Source organism: Haloarcula vallismortis ATCC 29715 (genome assembly GCF_000337775.1).
GTDB lineage: Archaea > Halobacteriota > Halobacteria > Halobacteriales > Haloarculaceae > Haloarcula > Haloarcula vallismortis.
On the sequence record NZ_AOLQ01000003.1, the window covers coordinates 1 to 16,321 of the forward strand.

The following is a 16,321-nucleotide window of genomic DNA, read 5'->3' on the forward strand; positions in this document are numbered from 1 at the left end:
CTGAACTGCTGAGTGTCGCACAAAACTCCATGAGTCCCCGTATAATAAGTCGTCGCGTGAACTGGTCAGTACTCTCGAAGTCGTCCACTCAGCCGGCCAGTGATGCCTTCTCCGCGAGCATAGTCTGCAACACTCTCGAACGAAAGTCCGAACGAACCGCGGTTACCTCATGTGGAACCGGCCAGTCATCGCTGTAGATGACATAAGAATTGGGAGCAATCCTGTACTCTCGACGGACGGCGATAGGCTGCCCGATGACAGCCACATCTATCAGCCGGCCAGCCTCGGCGTCGTACTCGACGGTCATCCCGCTGACGCCGCCATGCCAGTGCCGTCCGTCGTCGCGGTGGGGACGGAAGGCGGCCTGCAAACGGGTTCGTAGTGGCTCTGCCTCAGGCAAACGCAAAATCGACTGGAGCCACCACCAGAAGTTACAAATGGGTCTCGTTATGTCGATTCTTCGACTAGCGTCTTGAGCTCTGCCAGCCGCGGGAGTTCAGTGACGCCGCTAAGCACGACCAGTACCGACAGCGTGCCCCGGCCGGGCGTGGGCACATCACCGCTTCGCACCTCCGGTGACTGGAGTTCCTCCGTGAGCCATCGCCGACCGTCGGTCACTGCATCCCGCATCAACCACGCGGGTGGCCCGGCAAACACAGCCAGAGCCCTATCGGCCGAATCCAGTTCGCACTCTGCCGTCAGTTTGCCACGCACCGCTCGACGGAGTGTCGTCTCGACGGCGTTGTATGCCTCGATTTCGTCGACAGCGTCGGCTTCGCCGCCGAGAACGCGGTTCCTGAGACGGTCAATAACTGTCTCGCTATCGCTGCCAGCGTTCGCTTGCAGTTCCTGACTGGCGTAGCCAAGCGTCGTGAAACCCGAGTCTGAGAGGGTGTTGATTATCTCACTGGCGTCAACGACACTCTGGCCCACAGCGTCGGCTGCCGTCGCCTCACCGGCTGCGAATAACGCCCCCAGCCGCGTCACGACGGTCTCGTTCAGCGTCTCGGAGGCCTCATCGACCGTTTGACCGCTCCCGAGCCACGCGTCGTTGTCGAACAGTATCTGCCCGTCGACGGTCGCTTCCAGCCCCCGGAGTGCTTGGAGCGTGTTTGTGGCTGCTTCGCCGTCCCTGCCGGCGGGCAACACCGATAGACAGTAGACTGGAATCGTGTAAATTTCACTGAGTGCGTCAGCGATGTCGGCCGTAGTGCCACTGCCCGTCCCCCCAGCAAGCCCGGCTACGAGGAGGATTGCGTCGATGTCGCTCGTTACCAGCTGGTCTATCGCCCGTCGGACTTCGAGTCGCTCGTCCTCGATGGCAGCGGTGCCGACCGTCCGGTCCCCGTTCGTGCCGGTCCCGTCTGTTTCGGAGAGTCCGAAGAGATGTCGCTGGTCACCCGGCAGTGCGTCGAGTTCGTCGAGCGCTTCGCTGTCCGTATCGACGGCACAGGCTGCCCCGAGATACGTCGTTTCGCGGCGTTCGTTGTCCTGCCACAGTCGCTCAACGATTCGGCCTCCAGCGCCACCGATACCGACTGCCGCGACTCGCATACGTCGTATTTAGTGTAGACTGACATTAATAGCCCGACTCGGTTCGATGGCACCGCCGCTAGCTCGAAGCGGGACGATCTACAGCGAAATCAACACAGGCGCTTCAGCGGGGCCAGACAGAGCTAGCATCCGGGAGCGAGCGTGTCACTTCCCGGTAAACCAGTGGCCTTTCATACGGCGGGCGCTGAAAGGGTCCGTGTCTCAAGACCTCGCCACTGACCCATCTGATTCCCTGTCTGTCACCATCTCCGGCGGGTCGATGGGCGGCCTGTTTACCGGTATCGCCCTCAACAGGGCGGGCCACGACGTAACTATCGCCGAGCAATCAACCGGCGACCTCCGAAGCCGCGGCGGCGGCATCGTTGCACAGCAGTCAATTCGCCAGTTCCTCTCCCGACACGATATCGTCGACCCGACAAAAATAACGACACGAGCAAGTGAACGTCGCTTTCTGACTGCTAACGGTGCTGTTCGGACATCAACAGCGGATTCAATGGTGTTTACGTCTTGGGATGCGGTCTACCGACAGCTGCGGGCAGCGTTCCCGGATGACCAGTACCACACCGGCCGGACAGTCACGAGAATCAGGGCCACAGACGGCACGGTTCGATTCGCCGATGGGGACCAGACCACCGCCGAGCTAGTCGTCGCCGCCGACGGCGGGCAATCTACAGCCCGTAAGCAACTGTTTCCCGACACCGAGCCTGTATTTGCCGACTACGTCGCCTGGCGCGGTGTCGTCCCGGAAGCAGCGCTTTCGGACACAGTCGTCGACGCGTTCGATGGCCGTTTCACGTTTTATCAGGGGGAACAGATGCTTATTCTCGCGTACTTCATACCCGGCGCAGACGGCAGCACCGCTCCCGGTGGCCGCCGTCTCAACTGGGTCTGGTACGATACACTCACGGGGCGAGAGCGCGAGACTATTTTCACAGACACAACTGGCACGAAGAACCAGCTCAGCGTATCGCCGGGCCAGCTTCAAGCTCCCGTCGAAACTCGCCAGCGTGAGCGGGCAACCGAGACACTGCCACCTGTGTTTGCCGACCTCGTTGCAGCAACAGCACGCCCTTTCGTGCAGGCGATTTACGACCTCCAGAGTCCCCAGATGACAGTCGACAGGGCCTGTCTGCTTGGTGATGCGGCGTTCGTTGCGCGGCCACATACTGCCGCTGGCACTGCAAAGGCGGCCAGCGATGCCGTTGAACTCAAGGCCGCTCTCGACCGCCACAGTTCGCTTGGAGGCGCACTGGCGTCTTGGGACGAGGCCCGGACCAACTACGGAGGGCGTCTCGTTGCGCAGGGCAAGCGGATGGGCGACGAACGGTTATCTCTCGGGAGTTGAGACTGCGGGTTCCGGAGTTGGATCCGGAATTGACTCCTAGATTCTGGGCCAGCCTTCTCGCAGTGTAAGAACGGGGGGTATGTTACTTGTCCGCCGCTCCGGTAGTCGGCACATGACACTCGTTGTGCCGTTTGATGGCTCCGAACTGGCTGAGGCAGCACTCGTCCGGGCGACGGAGTTCAGCACAGTCTTTGAAGAAGACGTGTTGGCCGTCAGCGTCATCCGGAAGGGGAATGTGAAATACGCACGAGAGCACGACTGGATCGGGCCAAACGAAGAATTCGATTTAGAGACAGTCGTCACCGCGCTGCACAAACAGGTAATGGCCCTGTGTCCGAGTTCTGATTTTCGACATACGGTCTTGGATCGATATGCGCCGGCTGGGGCTGTCGCGAAAGCCATCCGCAAGATGGCGAAAAGAGAGGACGCGTCAATGGTGTTCATCGGAAGCGAAAACGCTGGCCATCTCGTCACAAGCATCAGCAGTGTTGGCGGTTCAATCGCCTCGGACGACGCGTACGATGTCGTTATCGTTCGACATCGAAACCCGTCCAAAATCGCTGAACTCAGGAACGCCTCACCACACAGACAGCCGAAATCAGATTTTTATCTCCCGGAGTAGGTGTGATAGTTGCCCACGATTCCTGCTGATAGGGCTTCTAGTCGGTAGCGTTGAGGGGGGCGCTTGACTGGACAAATCTAGCCCTTCCAATAGCACGTTGGTGGCCACATAGCAGTCTCAGAACCGATAAACTGCAAGTAGATATCACAACGGTTTTTTCACCTGATGTATACCGTTTGGTTGGGTTCTGGTCCTCGCTCCATTTCCCCGAATCCAACCCAATTCATCGATTGGCCCGAGTCCAGAACCCGTCGTCGTGGATGACGACTTTGAATGGTGTTACATGCCACTCCCCCGGCTGCCCACCATTCGTTTACTTTCCTGAAGCGAGCGACTGGCAGTCCTTGCGACGGTATCAGACCATTTGATTGTCGTCACGGCCGTGTCTCTCTGGTAGCGGCGCAGCTACAGAGTGCTCTGAGCACCCTTCCTCGGATCTAGCCACGCTGACTCCGGCTACAGCGTGGCTAGATTCGCGCCGGGTATCGACGAGCGACCCCCAGAAGACCACTCAGGGATTGGAGTTGTGCTGATGGCCGGCTGTCCTATGTTCTCTCTCGAAGGACTTGCCGCGTGACGCTGTATCCGGGGCTACCGGGCGTGCAAAACGGAGAAGGGGAAAACCAGGTTGGCAGACACTGGCGTTGGCCCCATTGGCTATATACACCACACACATATAAATCTTTTGACAGTAATTCTATAATATTATGTAGTCATCTATATGGATAGTAGTAGGCGATGTCAGTCGGAACGCTCGCCTACATCACTTTTTTGCGCAGATAGGCCGAGATGGCTTCACTGATGAGCACGAGGCCCAGAATGGAGATGAGTATCGTCAGGACTGCTTCCCAGTTGAAGTAATTGATCTCCGTTTGCAGCGGGACACCGATCCCGCCTGCACCGACGAACCCGATGATTGTCGATGCTCTGACGTTGATATCCCAGCGAAGCGTCGTGACACTGATGAACGCCGGTTTGATCTGTGGAACGATACTGTAGATGAGTACATCAACGGGCGATGCCCCAGCCGCAGTGATCGCTTCGACAGATCCGCGGTCGATTTCTTCGATGGCTTCCGCGATTAGCTTTGCCGTGAACCCGATGGATCTGACCGAAATCGCCAGCACGCCAGCGAGGGCACCGGGCCCGAAGATAACCACGAAGATCAGTGCCCAGATGATGACGTTGACCGAGCGGGTAAACGAGATGATAAACTTACCCAGCAGGTACGCCGGCTTGTTGGGTGCCGTGTTGCTGGCACCGAGGAACGCAACTGGGACTGCCATCACGATGGCCAGTGCCGTGCCGAGGATCGAGATGTTGATTGTCTCGAGCAGCGGCCCGACAATCTCCCGGGAGTATCCCACATTAGGAGGGTACATCCGACTGAAGAGGTCGGCCAGCTCACGCGGGGCCGTCACGGCATAGCCGTAATTCACTTCCATGGCTCGCCAGGCTGCAACGAGGATAACAAGTCCGGCCAGCAGCCCGAAGAACCGGAGTAACCGCTCACGCCGGTCGAACCGACTCCAGGAGTCAGTGCTGTTTGACATTATTGGATCCGCCTCCGGGCGAGAGCGCTGACACCTTCACCGATCATAACGATCGCGACGATGACAGCGATAATCGCCATGCTGAACTGGTAGTCGTACTTATCGAAGGAGTTCAGCAGCGTGATCCCGATACCACCCGCTCCGACAATCCCAACGACAGTGCTGTGACGGAGATTGATATCGAGGCGGTAAATCGACAGCCCGATGATCCGGGGCATTACCTGTGGGAGCACGCCGTAGAGATACGTCTGGACGGGCGTCCCGCCGACAGCGGTGATCGCTTCCATCTGTCCACGGTCGATGTCTTCGATCTCCTCTGCGAGGAGCTTCGCGAAGAATCCGATCGTTTTGAACGCGAGTGCAAGGACACCCGCAAGCGGACCGAACCCGACCGCTTTGACCATGATGATGGCCACGATGAGCTCGTGCAGCGAGCGCGTGACAGCAACAATGCTGCGACCGACGTAGTAGACCGGCTTCGGCGAGAGGTTGTTGGAAGACATAACAGCGACCGGCACGCTGAGGATGATACCGATTGTCGTAGCGACAATCGTCATCACAATACTCTCGACGATCCCCTGTATGAGGAGCTCCCGCTGCGACGGAGTGTACGCTGGCGGGAGCATGCTCGAGATGAGCTCGACACCAGCTCCGATTCCTCGGATAAATCGGCTGGGAGAAATCCGGAGATTCCAGAAGCTATACGCGAAGAACAACAAGATAAGCCCGTAGATGAGATACTTGACTTTCTTGTTGTAGAAGGCTGTGGGTCGCTCCCACGATCCTTCAACAGCCGATCCAGATTCAGCAGCCATATTGATTAGTCACCTCGTTCGGCAATGACGTCGTCAGAGTCGGTGTTGTTACTCGCACTCGGTTCTTCGCGGTCCGCAATGGACTCACCACCGCGGTAGATGTCGTCTCTGGCTGCCTGATCCAGCTCATCAGGTGGGCCGTTGAAGACGATTTCACCGTCACTGAGGCCGATGATCCGGTCCGCATAGTCGATCGCGAGATCGACTTCGTGGATGTTGATGATGATCGGGATATCGTCTTCATGAGCGATGTCTGTCAGGAGGCTCATGACCTCTCGGGAAGTATCGGGGTCCAGCGCACTCGTCGGTTCGTCGGCGAGCAGTATTTTTGGCCGCTGGATGACAGCACGAGCGATACCGACGCGCTGACGCTGGCCACCGGAGAGCTCATCTGCACGGTTGTTCTCGACGCCGTCCAGATTTACGCGACTGAGAATCTCTCGTGCGCGCTTGATATCCTCCGGTGGGAAGTTCCGCCGGAACGCGTTCCACGTACTGAGATAGCCTAGACGGCCGGAAAGTATGTTTTCCATGACCGTGAGGCGCTCTACGAGATTGAACTCCTGAAATATCATGCCCATATCGCGGCGGACATCTCGAAGGGCTGATTTGCCCAGCCCAGTCACTACTGTATCGTCGAGCGAAACACGACCGCCGGTCGGCTCGGTCAGTCGGTTGATACTACGAACGAGTGTGCTTTTTCCGGCCCCGCTTGGCCCGATGATTGCCACGATCTCGTTTCCACTGACTTCGAATGAGACACCTTTGAGTGCTTTATCACCGGAGTCGTACGTTTTTTCCAGATTATCTACTGTGAGCATTATTCGGGTCTCTTCTTAGCCTTCGATGTTCTCGGTGTTGTACTTGATTTCGTTATTCTCCTGAATCTGGAGAATGATATCGTAGACAGTGGCATAGTCGATCTCCGTCCACTTGCCACGACCACCGAACACCTCTGCGATTTTGGTGTCCGAGTAATCATAATCGAGGAACGCCGCCCTGATACCTTCCTGAATCTCCGGTTTCAGGTTGTAGCGGTAACAGAAGCTCGTCGTGGGGAACGGATTGCTGGCCCACACGACCTTGAGATTTGTCGGATCAATGTTGTCCGCCTCGGCGACACGCGTAACACAGGTGCTACAAACGGGGGCAGCATCGTAGTCGCCGTTTGCCACTCCGAGGATGCTCTGTTCGTGCCCACCGGAGTAACTCACTTCGTAGTCTTCGCCCGGACTAACGCCTTGGTTCGAGAACAGCGCACGCGGAGCGAGGTTCCCGGAGTTAGACGACGGTTCGGCGTGTGCGACACGCTTGCCCTTGATATCCTCAAGCGACGAGATGTCGTCATTGTCCGCCTGTGTGGCAAGCCACAGTCGATATCCGAAGTCACCCGCCTTCGAGATCTGGAGCGAGAACGGGACAGCTCCGGCTAGATTCACGGCGAACGGCGTCGGCCCAGTGGAGAACCCGGCGACGTGGAGGCGTTCGGATCGCATCGCCTCAATCTGGGACGCGTACGAGTTGAGGGGGAAGTACTTGACTGATTTCCCTGTTTCCTCCGCGATGTTGTCCATCAGCGGTTGCATCGTATCCCGGTAGACTGCCGGGTCCTCCGTCGGCGTCATCGCAAACGCAATCCGATCCGGGTCAATGAGATCGTCTTCGTTACTGGGGGTGCTCTGGACCGGGTCACCGTAGCGAGGCTTCTCGCGTTCCTGCATGTTATTCAGGTCCTGCAGGGACCCAGTCTCGAATCCGGCCTCAATGAGCGCCTGCATCAGCTGTGGGAACTCCGGGTTCGCCGGGTCGAACTCGGGGTAGTTGTTACTCTGTCCGGAGCTACCGTCACCGCTACTGGAACCGTCACTGCTCTCCGTGCTGTCTCCGCCAGATGCTTCGGTGCTCTGGCTACTCTCTTGCGAACAGCCTGCAACGCCCGCTGCGAGCGCAGTAGCGCCAATTTTCAACACAGATCGTCGGTCAAATGGGTTCTGTTTCATTGTCGACGCGAATATATGCGAAATCTGGGTTAAAAAGTATTTATGTTTAAATCTGACAAAACGATAAGAACTGCAGAACCAGTTTTAGCGGCTTCTTATGTCGAACTAAGAATTAGTATCAAAATAATATATATGACAGAATTTAGGTACTAGTCGCTGATTGGGGTGGATTTTCCATCTCCACAGGGGCCATAGTGATATTCAAGCCAGCCTCAAGGCCAACACCTATTACCCATCAGTATATTTGTCTCCATATAGAATATAGTAGTATATAGACTATATAAAAATGACGGAACCACCGCTCGTAAGCTAAGATGACTGTAATGAGTGCAATCGCAAATACGGCTGTTTTCGGAGGCATAGAGGGGATAACAATCGATCCTGAGATACTTCACCTTTTTATCGCAGGTGCGCTGGGGATGTTGCTCGGGCTCGAACGAGAGTGGGCCAACAAGTCAGCAGGAATCCGCACGTTTACCCTGACCAGCCTGGTCGGCGCGGCCGCAATGTCGCTCGATGAGAGGATACTCCTTGCCTTGGGAGGGGCGTTGGTACTCGTGCAAGGTGGGTTGCTCGGGATTCGGGGCATTGTCGCACAGTGGACCGGCGACGATGGTGACCTGGACTCTGGCCTATCCCTGACAACATCGACCTCACTTCTCGTCGCGTACGCGGTCGGGATTCTGGTTGGAGCCAATCACGTCCTGATCGGCGTCATCATCGGCATAACGTCGTCGTTCCTACTGGTCCTTCGAAGAGAGCTACACGAGTTTGCGAACCAGTTATCCCGAGAGGAAGTACGTAGCGCCGGTGAGTTTGCGATCATCTCATTTGTCGTGTATCCGCTCCTCCCCGGCGGAACGTACGGGCCATGGGATGCGATTGATCCGAAACTCGTCTGGATGCTCGTGATCGCAGTCAGTGGAATCGGGTTTGTCAACTATATCGTGATGCAACGATACGGCAGCAAGGGAATCGCTGTCACCGGCTTCTTCGGCGGTCTGGTGAACTCCACCGCGGTGATCGGTGAAATCGCGGGCCGTGCAAAGAACAATGCAGGTATCACGGAACTCGCAGTTGGAACGATACTGATAGCTGATGCAGCAATGGCGGTCCGGAACTTAGCGATCATCGTCGCATTCGTCCCCCAGTCGGCTGTCAGCGTTGGACTGCCGCTCGGTCTGATCGCTATCAGTGGCGTCGCACTCGCATATTACGATAGCGACTGGGAGGGTGACCTCGAACTGGACTTCGACTCGCCGTTTAGCAGCGCGAATGCGCTGAAATTCGGGGTGCTTTTCCTTGTTGTCTTGATTCTTACCGCTGGCGCACAGCGCATCTTCGGAACAGCTGGCTTCCTGATTACGAGCTTCCTCAGCGGCATCGTTTCGAGTGGCACAACGACAACGACTGCAGTGACACTGACGTCGACTGGCCAGATATCGCCGGCGGTAGCGGCACAGGGCGTGCTGGCCGGGACCCTCTCCAGTATCCTCGTGAAAATCGGGTTTGCAACGAGTATCAACCGTTCACTGTTAGCGCCGGTAGTGCGAAAGTCACTCTACCTGTCGCTGATCGGAATCGGTGGCGTGGTTATTAGCGTCCAATTAGTATGAACAGACAGAGCTATCGGAGTGGTACGAGGACCGCCACGGTCCCTGCAACAGAGTACAGGCATTTGATTTCGTCAGCAACGGCTTCGACCGGCGTAACACCGTTCCAGATGGGGGACTCTCGATGACCTACACCAGTGCCATTATCGACCTCGACGGAACGGTATACCGGGGAGAGTCGTTAGTTGCAAACGCCGCGGAAGGGATACGGGCAGTGCGTACTGCGGGGCTTTCGACACTATTCGTTACTAACAAGCCGATTGACCGGCGGGAAACGTACTGTGAGAAGCTGAATGCGCTGGGCATTGATTGCAGCAGTGATGACATAATCACGTCCGCCACTGCAGCAGCGGACTATCTATCTGCGGAGTATCCGGAGCGCGAAATCTACGTTATCGGCGAAGACGCCCTGGTCGCGGAGTTGCGCGCCGCCGGGCTCAGAACGACGACTGACCCAGAGCGAGCAGGCACAGTGATCGCGTCACTTGATTTTGGATTCGATTACCAGACGCTACAGGATGCGCTGATAGCGCTCACTGAGAACAACGCGCTCTTTGTTGCGACCAATCCGGACCGAACGTGTCCCGTAGATGACGGCGAGATTCCCGATGCTGCAGGGATGATTGGAGCGATAGAGGGAGTGACTGGCCAGGAGTTGGACCAGTTGATCGGCAAACCGTCCAACGTAATCCTGCAGATGGCGCTGGAACGAGTCGGTGGAGAGCCCGACCGCTGCCTCATGATCGGCGACCGACTCGAGACAGACATCAGAATGGGAAACCAGGCTGGAATGGAGACGGTACTGCCACTGACTGGCGTTACCAGCATGGCGGACTTAGAGGAGAGTGCGGTAGGTGCTGACCACGTCGTGACCGACCTTTCAGAGCTGGCAGAGATTGTAGAGAGCGGGTGATAGGGCTGGGAGCGAGGAGTGGTGACCTGTTCCCGCTGTGCCTATGCTTCGGCTATCAATCGAGCACGCCGGGGTAGTCAGCGATGATTCCGTCGACACCGGCCTCGACCAGCTTCTCCGCCTGATGCCATGTCGTTATCGTGTATGGGATCACTTTCCGCCCTTCCTCGTGTGCGGTCTCGACCAGATCGATCTCGGCGAACCCCGGGTCTTCGAGGTAGTAGTCCTCGTTGAAGAAGGGCGTGTTCATGATCATATTGTACGGCGGCTGGATGTACTCCGCGTCCAGTTCACGGACGACAGAAAGCCCCTCTTCGATCGAATCCCAGAGTAAGTACGCTATCGGAATCTCGGGGTTTGAGTTCTGGACGGACTGCAGTGCAGCTTTCTGGAACGACTGGACGATAAAGTCGTTTTCGTGATTGGAGAGAACGTCAAGCGCCTGTCCGGTGAACGGGTCCCAGGTCTCAACAGCGGATTCTGACGCGTCATCATCTGGGGAAACGCCGGCAGCCTTCCACTCAATGTTAAGTGGAATACTGTCCGGAGTCGCTTCGACGAACTCGTCTAATCGAGGAATCGTCTGGCCGCTATCCCGAATTTCAGCGTTCAGAACTGTCTGTACGTCGGTCTCCCAGACGTACCCGGACTCGTCTGTAAGGTCGTCGAGCGTATCATCGTGGAACACGACGATTTCGAAGTCCTCTCCCTTCCAGGGCTTTCCGCCTGCAGGGACGAGATCACATTCCATCATATCGGTATCGTACCCGTGGCCGTTACGACCACCGTACGCCGCCTGCTGAACTGCGGCGATGGTGTTTTGCGGATACAGGCCGCGGTAGCCACGGTGTGCAGCGAGGATCGGTGTGGAAGCGATAGGCGGTTCGATGCTGTCGTGATCGCGTTCTCTGCCAGCGGCAGTGCCCACGATGGACCCCAGAGCGGCAGCAGAGGCACTTTTCAGCACAGTTCGGCGGCATATGTCTGGTATTCGAACCATTCCGTGGCACATTACTTACACAATCTATATATAACTATTGACTACACATATTGATATATACCGTTGCGTTTTCTTGAGTTTATTTGGGGTATACAGCCAAGAGAATGGCCGCAGAGTGAGCGTATATATTAATATATAGCTTAAATTCCAGTTGGACATCTGGATTTGTTATGTTTGGGCAACAGGTAGCGAGCGCGTGGGACAGAACTGGAGTTGGATGGCATTTTCGCTGTGAGCGGTGCTGAGACAGGGCTCTGGTACCGTATTGTTGGGCTAACTGGCCCAGTTACTCCGTCGGATTTGTAACGGACTGCGAGCACGTGTACTCTTGAGATTACGTTCGTTCGTCGGGTTGTGAGGATAGCGACGGACCGGGAGAGGAAATCAGTGGCCCCGCTTCGAGCGACGATTCGAGAATCGGCCGAAAAATCTAGATGGTGCTATCGACAGTGTCGGTTTCCTCGAGCGATTGCGCCGCCGCTGCGTGATAGATGGCATTGCCCGTCTGTGAATCGAACAGGTGGAGCCGCTCGGCATCAACCGTCAACGCGACCTGGTCACCCGGCTTGACAGCAGTCCGAGGCTCCGCGTGCAGTTTGAACTCCTGATCGCCAGTCCGACACTCTAGCAGGAGGCTATCCCCGAGCGGTTCGGTGACCGTTACCTCAGCGGTAAATGAACTCCTGTCGGCCGAATCAGCGACCGACAGGCTCTCGGGCCGAATGCCCAGTATCGCCTGTCCACCGGCAGCTGCTTCCAATCCGTCGCCCTCGGGCAGGGTGATGCGGAACGTCGGCCCAACAGCCTCGTAGTCAGTCCCGTTACGAGCGATATCCACAGGGAGCATATTCATCGCCGGGTCACCAATGAACTCTGCGACAAACCGGGTCTTGGGGAAGTCATACAGCCGCTGTGGGCTATCGACCTGCTGTATGCGGCCGTCGTTCATCACCACCACCCGATCACCGAGAGTCAGCGCCTCTGTCTGGTCGTGGGTGACGTAAATCGTGGTCGTGCCGAACTCGCTGTGGAGTTTCGCCAGCTCGGCCCGCATCTTGATCCGGAGTTTGGCGTCGAGGTTCGACAGTGGTTCGTCCATAAGGAACACCTCCGGGTCCCGTACCAGTGCGCGGCCGAGCGCGACTCGCTGGCGCTCGCCACCGGATAGCTCGCCGGGCTTTCGGTCGAGGAGGTCGTCGATGTCGAGCACCGCTGCAGCCTCTGCCACCTGCCGCTCGATTTCTTCGTCACTGAAGTCACCGGCTGCTTTCATCCCGAACGTGATGTTCCGGCGCGCGGTCATATGGGGGTATAGCGCGTAGTTTTGAAACACCATCGCGACATCCCGGTCTTTCGGCTCGACGCCAGTGACGTCCTGAGTACCCATCTGAATCATCCCGTCAGTGGCCTGCTCGAGTCCAGCGATCAGCCGGAGCGTAGTGCTTTTGCCACAGCCGCTCGGCCCAACCACGGTCACGAACGCCCCGTCCGGGATGTGGAGATCGATATTTTTCACGGCGACGACACCATCGAATTCCTTCCGTACGCCCTGTAAGGTTAGGTCAGTCATTGGTAGCCTCTCATTTTTGTTGGATTGTAAACGTCTCCAGCAGCTGTCGTCGGAACAGTACTAGCAGCGCCAGCGGGGGCAGCAAGGTCAGTATCGACCCGGTCATCACCATTGACCAGGCCACTTCACCGGTGCTGGCCTGTCCTCGAAGTAGACTCAGGCCGACCTGTGCGACTTGCAGGCTCTCAGCGTTGATTATCACCAGTGGCCAGAGGTACTGATTCCACGTGTAGACGAACATGATCACCGACACACCCACGAGGACGGCACGGGACATCGGAACCAGTACCGACCACAGAAACCGTAGCGGACCGACGCCGTCGACCTTTGCCGTCTCAACAAGCGAGGCTGGAATCGATAGGAAGTGCTGGCGCAGTATGAATACAGTTGTGGCGCTGGCGAGATACGGGACCGTGATCGCGAAGAAGGTATTCCCCATGCCAAGCTCCGTCGTCAGGCGATACAGCGGTACAAACCTGACCGGGACCGGGAGCAAGAGCGTAAAGAGAATAAACAGGAACACTGCGTTCTTGTACGGGAATCTGTAGTAGACGATCACCAGCGCGGCCAGCAGTGACACGATCAGCTTTCCGACGACGACGGCGATAGACATCACGAATGAGTTGAGCATATATCGCCAGAATTCGAGGCCGATGAGCGCACGACGGTAGTTCGACAGCGCGTGCCCACCGGGTGCCAGATCGGCGATAGAGGTAACAATTCCGGCCCGTTTCGTAGAGACGAGCGCCGCGATCAGGACCGGGAGGACGATCAGGAACACTACAGTCGCCGCGAGCACGTGCAGTGTGAGTTGCTCCGTCTCAAGTTGCCGGAGCCGTTCACTGGTAGTTCGTCCCGCGGCCTGGGAGCGCTCAACAGCGGCAGTCAACGCAGTAAGCAGTGAGCCGAGCATGTTATCCTCCGTAGTAGGCGTACCTGTCGCTCAGCCGGAACTGACCGTACATCAACAGCCCGACGGCGACGAACAGGACGACGGACTTCGCCGAGGCGAACCCGAACTCGTAGAACTGGAAGGCGGTCCGGTAGAGGTCATAGATGAGGATGTTCGTCGCACCGGCGGGCCCGCCTTTCGTCATAAGATCGATCATTGCGAACGTCCCGAAAAATCCATAGATCGTATTCATGATGACCAGGAACACCAGCGTCGGCGAAATGATCGGGACGTACACGCGGAGCAGTCGCTGCGTTCGGGAGACGCCGTCGAGTTCGGCGGTCTCAGTCAGCGATTCGGGAACATTGCCGAGTGCGGCCGTCATGAAGATGACGTTGTACCCGACTTGCTTCCACACTGCGGCGATCAGCACGACGACGAACGCCTGTGGACCGTTGCTGAACCAGTTGACATCGACCCCAAGGGTCTCGATATAGCTCGTGAAGATGCCGATGTTCGGGTGTGCGATGAACAGGAACACCAGTCCGGCAACTGCCGGCGGGAGCGCGTACGGCCAGATAACTGCGACCAGATACACCCCTTTCCCGACGTCAATTTCGTGGATGAGAAAGGAGACACACAGGGCAACGGCCATCACGCCGACGACGACACACGCCGCGAACAGTACCGAGACGAGCAGGCTCCGGAGATACTCCGGGGAGCTGGCCAACCGTCTGTAATTCTCTAGCCCGACGAACACGTCACCACGGGCAAGCGAAGCCCGATAAAAACTGAGTCCGACCGCACGGACCGTCGGGTAATAGAGGAACAACAGCGACACGACCATCGTCGGTAACAGCAACACACCGGCCTGCAGCCGGTCTGTGAAGACTTCGCGCGTGGACATTAGTTGTAGTATCGGTCAAGTTCGTCCTCGACGGCCGACTTCATCTCCGAGAGCCCCTCGTCGACGCCGACCTCGCCGCTGAACAGTTCGACTGACATGTCCTGAATCGTTGTCTGGACCTGACGAGCCGGGCCGATAAGCATCCGTTTCGTCGCCGGCGTGTTCTCGGCCTGGGTCAACTGGTCGAACGCAGTTCGGTACATCGGGTTCTCCGCAAACCAGCCGTCGTTTTCGAGTTGCTCGACAGCGCTCTGTCGGATCGGGTAGTAGCCGGTCCCCTTGTGCCAGGTGATCTGTGACTCCGGTCGGCCCATGAATTCAAGGAAGCTGCCGATGTCGTCCTGACGCTCCTGTGGCAGTCCGGAGGGAACGAACCACGAGGCACCGCCGATAACCGGCCCGGCTCGGTTGCCATCGATGGTCGGGTAGAAGGCGTTGTCGACCTCGAACCCGTTTTCCTCTGCGCCGGAGCGGATACCAGTGACCGATGCCGTCGAGGTCATCAGCATGGCGGCTTTGCCTGTGAGGAACGTTGAGGTCGCTTCTCCCCAGGCCTCTATCCCGGGGTTGCTGAACAGGCCGTTGTCCGCCATCTCGTGCCACCACTGATACAGTGACCGGGCCGTGGCGGTGTCCGTTTGCATGGTCGTCGGCTGGCCGGCATGACCGTTCTCAGCGTCGAGTAGCGTCTGTCCGTCGACGCTGTAGAAGTGCTCGACGAACCAGACGTGGTTCGGCCAAGTGAGGCCGGCTTCGGTGACGCCTTCGTCGACAAGCGTCTGCGAGTAATCGCGTACCTCCGACAGTGAGGTCGGTGGGCTGTCCGGGTCGAGTCCGGCTTCCTCGAAGGCCGACCGGTTGTAATAGAGGATGGCGTTGGAGTTGTTGAACGGCATCGATGTGAGCGTGTCGTCGATGGTGAAAAACGAGGTCACGTTCGACAGGAAGTCATCGACCGGGTAGTCATCAGACAGCAGGTTCTCAACAGGCTCAACTGCCTCGGTGTCGAGGACTTGCTGGGCGAATAGACTGTCGATCTGGAAAACGTCGGGGACCTCGCCGGAGTCGAGTGCGCTCAGTGTGTTCGTCAGCACTCCCTCATAGGAGTCCTGAAAAACGAGGTTGGCGTCGATGTTTGTCTCGGACTGGAACTGATCGACCAGCCCCTGCAGCGTTTCTCCGTTGGTTCCACCCATAGCATGCCAGATAGTGAGGCTGTCTTCGTTGACCGGCCGGACGCTGGCACCGCTGCTACTGCTGCACCCGGCCAAGCCCACGGTCCCAAGCGTGAGCGCAGTCCCTGATGTCTTCAGAACGGAGCGCCGTGATACATCGTCGTACCCGCCACCACTTTGATCCATACTCCATGCGACCAAGGCATGATGAATGAATGATTATAATATCTCTCTATACCGTTCAGTATCTGTATAAATACATTGTGATAGGACAGTAGGAACCGTTAGTTTCGATTGGGGGCCTCTGAGCGGCTTTCCATCCGGAAACACGCTGCCGGCGTTTCTATCCAGTCGTGTCCCCA

The 16,321-nt window shown here is 57.4% G+C and carries 15 protein-coding genes; 4 read left to right on the forward strand and 11 right to left on the reverse strand.

The genetic code is table 11. The features are described from left to right. Positions 1–88 precede the first annotated feature (88 nt). Both C437_RS00190 and C437_RS00195 read right to left on the reverse strand, forming a co-directional pair. The gene (locus C437_RS00190; protein ID WP_241431617.1) at positions 89–400 is read right to left on the reverse strand and encodes a 5'-nucleotidase C-terminal domain-containing protein; all 312 of its coding nucleotides are present in this window, start codon (positions 398–400) and stop codon (positions 89–91) included. A gap of 47 nt (positions 401–447) precedes the next feature. Continuing rightward, the gene (locus C437_RS00195) at positions 448–1,554 is read right to left on the reverse strand and encodes a tubulin/FtsZ family protein (RefSeq protein WP_004514857.1); all 1,107 of its coding nucleotides are present in this window, start codon (positions 1,552–1,554) and stop codon (positions 448–450) included. Positions 1,555–1,750: 196 nt separating this feature from the next. Between C437_RS00195 and C437_RS00200 the strand changes: the two genes are divergently transcribed. Together C437_RS00200 and C437_RS00205 are read left to right on the forward strand one after the other, a co-directional pair. Further along, positions 1,751–2,899, forward strand: coding sequence for an FAD binding domain-containing protein (locus C437_RS00200; protein ID WP_074655003.1), 1,149 nt, complete (start codon positions 1,751–1,753; stop codon positions 2,897–2,899). 112 nt (positions 2,900–3,011) lie between these two features. Then, positions 3,012–3,521, forward strand: coding sequence for a universal stress protein (locus C437_RS00205; protein WP_004514859.1), 510 nt, complete (start codon positions 3,012–3,014; stop codon positions 3,519–3,521). Positions 3,522–4,279: 758 nt separating this feature from the next. On the opposite strand, the gene phnE (C437_RS00210) is transcribed toward C437_RS00205, so the two are convergent. From phnE (C437_RS00210) to phnD, 4 genes are read right to left on the reverse strand one after another with little or no spacing between them, the layout of a single operon-like run. Continuing rightward, positions 4,280–5,074, reverse strand: a complete 795-nt coding sequence (phnE, locus tag C437_RS00210; protein WP_004514860.1) for a phosphonate ABC transporter, permease protein PhnE — start codon at positions 5,072–5,074, stop codon at positions 4,280–4,282. Next, a complete protein-coding gene (gene phnE / locus C437_RS00215; RefSeq protein WP_004514861.1) occupies positions 5,074–5,889 on the reverse strand; it encodes a phosphonate ABC transporter, permease protein PhnE in 816 nt (271 codons plus the stop codon). Before phnE (C437_RS00215) ends, phnE (C437_RS00210) begins: the two co-directional genes overlap by 1 nt. Before the next feature lie 5 nt (positions 5,890–5,894). Further along, complete coding sequence (gene phnC, locus C437_RS00220) at positions 5,895–6,710, reverse strand: phosphonate ABC transporter ATP-binding protein (RefSeq protein ID WP_004514862.1); 816 nt, start codon at positions 6,708–6,710, stop codon at positions 5,895–5,897. Between the two features lie 15 nt (positions 6,711–6,725). Then, on the reverse strand, positions 6,726–7,889 hold the full coding sequence (gene phnD, locus C437_RS00225; protein ID WP_170832151.1) for a phosphate/phosphite/phosphonate ABC transporter substrate-binding protein: 1,164 nt from the start codon (positions 7,887–7,889) through the stop codon (positions 6,726–6,728). A gap of 314 nt (positions 7,890–8,203) precedes the next feature. Here phnD and C437_RS00230 point away from each other — a divergent pair, with 314 nt between their 5' ends. Both C437_RS00230 and C437_RS00235 read left to right on the forward strand, forming a co-directional pair. Beyond that, positions 8,204–9,505: an MgtC/SapB family protein gene (locus C437_RS00230; RefSeq protein WP_170832152.1), complete on the forward strand. Its 1,302-nt coding sequence runs from the start codon at positions 8,204–8,206 to the stop codon at positions 9,503–9,505. A gap of 121 nt (positions 9,506–9,626) precedes the next feature. Beyond that, complete coding sequence (locus tag C437_RS00235; RefSeq protein ID WP_004514865.1) at positions 9,627–10,415, forward strand: HAD-IIA family hydrolase; 789 nt, start codon at positions 9,627–9,629, stop codon at positions 10,413–10,415. Between the two features lie 55 nt (positions 10,416–10,470). Here the strand turns inward: C437_RS00235 and C437_RS00240 are convergent, their stop codons facing one another. From C437_RS00240 to C437_RS00260, 5 genes are all read right to left on the reverse strand, one after another. After that, positions 10,471–11,343 carry a glycerophosphodiester phosphodiesterase gene (locus C437_RS00240; RefSeq protein ID WP_241431618.1) on the reverse strand — a complete coding sequence of 291 codons (873 nt, stop codon included), beginning with the start codon at positions 11,341–11,343 and terminating at the stop codon, positions 10,471–10,473. A gap of 502 nt (positions 11,344–11,845) precedes the next feature. Continuing rightward, positions 11,846–12,985 carry an ABC transporter ATP-binding protein gene (locus tag C437_RS00245; RefSeq protein WP_004514867.1) on the reverse strand — a complete coding sequence of 380 codons (1,140 nt, stop codon included), beginning with the start codon at positions 12,983–12,985 and terminating at the stop codon, positions 11,846–11,848. A 10-nt stretch (positions 12,986–12,995) separates the two neighbouring features. After that, complete coding sequence (locus C437_RS00250; RefSeq protein ID WP_004514868.1) at positions 12,996–13,898, reverse strand: carbohydrate ABC transporter permease; 903 nt, start codon at positions 13,896–13,898, stop codon at positions 12,996–12,998. A 1-nt stretch (position 13,899) separates the two neighbouring features. Next, positions 13,900–14,784 carry a carbohydrate ABC transporter permease gene (locus C437_RS00255; RefSeq protein WP_004514869.1) on the reverse strand — a complete coding sequence of 295 codons (885 nt, stop codon included), beginning with the start codon at positions 14,782–14,784 and terminating at the stop codon, positions 13,900–13,902. Continuing rightward, the gene (locus C437_RS00260; RefSeq protein ID WP_004514870.1) at positions 14,784–15,980 is read right to left on the reverse strand and encodes an ABC transporter substrate-binding protein; all 1,197 of its coding nucleotides are present in this window, start codon (positions 15,978–15,980) and stop codon (positions 14,784–14,786) included. Before C437_RS00260 ends, C437_RS00255 begins: the two co-directional genes overlap by 1 nt. Between the last annotated feature and the right edge of the window lie 341 nt (positions 15,981–16,321).

What these genes read in the sequence shown, in the direction of transcription:
- C437_RS00195 (WP_004514857.1), bottom strand. Translation starts at nt 1,554, where the DNA reads ATGCGAGTCGCGGCAGTCGGTATCGGTGGCGCTGGAGGCCGAATCGTT.
- C437_RS00205 (WP_004514859.1), top strand. Translation starts at nt 3,012, where the DNA reads ATGACACTCGTTGTGCCGTTTGATGGCTCCGAACTGGCTGAGGCAGCA.
- phnE (WP_004514860.1), bottom strand. Translation starts at nt 5,074, where the DNA reads ATGTCAAACAGCACTGACTCCTGGAGTCGGTTCGACCGGCGTGAGCGG.
- phnE (WP_004514861.1), bottom strand. Translation starts at nt 5,889, where the DNA reads ATGGCTGCTGAATCTGGATCGGCTGTTGAAGGATCGTGGGAGCGACCC.
- phnC (WP_004514862.1), bottom strand. Translation starts at nt 6,710, where the DNA reads ATGCTCACAGTAGATAATCTGGAAAAAACGTACGACTCCGGTGATAAA.
- phnD (WP_170832151.1), bottom strand. Translation starts at nt 7,889, where the DNA reads ATGAAACAGAACCCATTTGACCGACGATCTGTGTTGAAAATTGGCGCT.
- C437_RS00230 (WP_170832152.1), top strand. Translation starts at nt 8,204, where the DNA reads ATGACTGTAATGAGTGCAATCGCAAATACGGCTGTTTTCGGAGGCATA.
- C437_RS00235 (WP_004514865.1), top strand. Translation starts at nt 9,627, where the DNA reads ATGACCTACACCAGTGCCATTATCGACCTCGACGGAACGGTATACCGG.
- C437_RS00245 (WP_004514867.1), bottom strand. Translation starts at nt 12,985, where the DNA reads ATGACTGACCTAACCTTACAGGGCGTACGGAAGGAATTCGATGGTGTC.
- C437_RS00250 (WP_004514868.1), bottom strand. Translation starts at nt 13,898, where the DNA reads ATGCTCGGCTCACTGCTTACTGCGTTGACTGCCGCTGTTGAGCGCTCC.
- C437_RS00255 (WP_004514869.1), bottom strand. Translation starts at nt 14,784, where the DNA reads ATGTCCACGCGCGAAGTCTTCACAGACCGGCTGCAGGCCGGTGTGTTG.
- C437_RS00260 (WP_004514870.1), bottom strand. Translation starts at nt 15,980, where the DNA reads ATGGGTGGAACCAACGGAGAAACGCTGCAGGGGCTGGTCGATCAGTTC.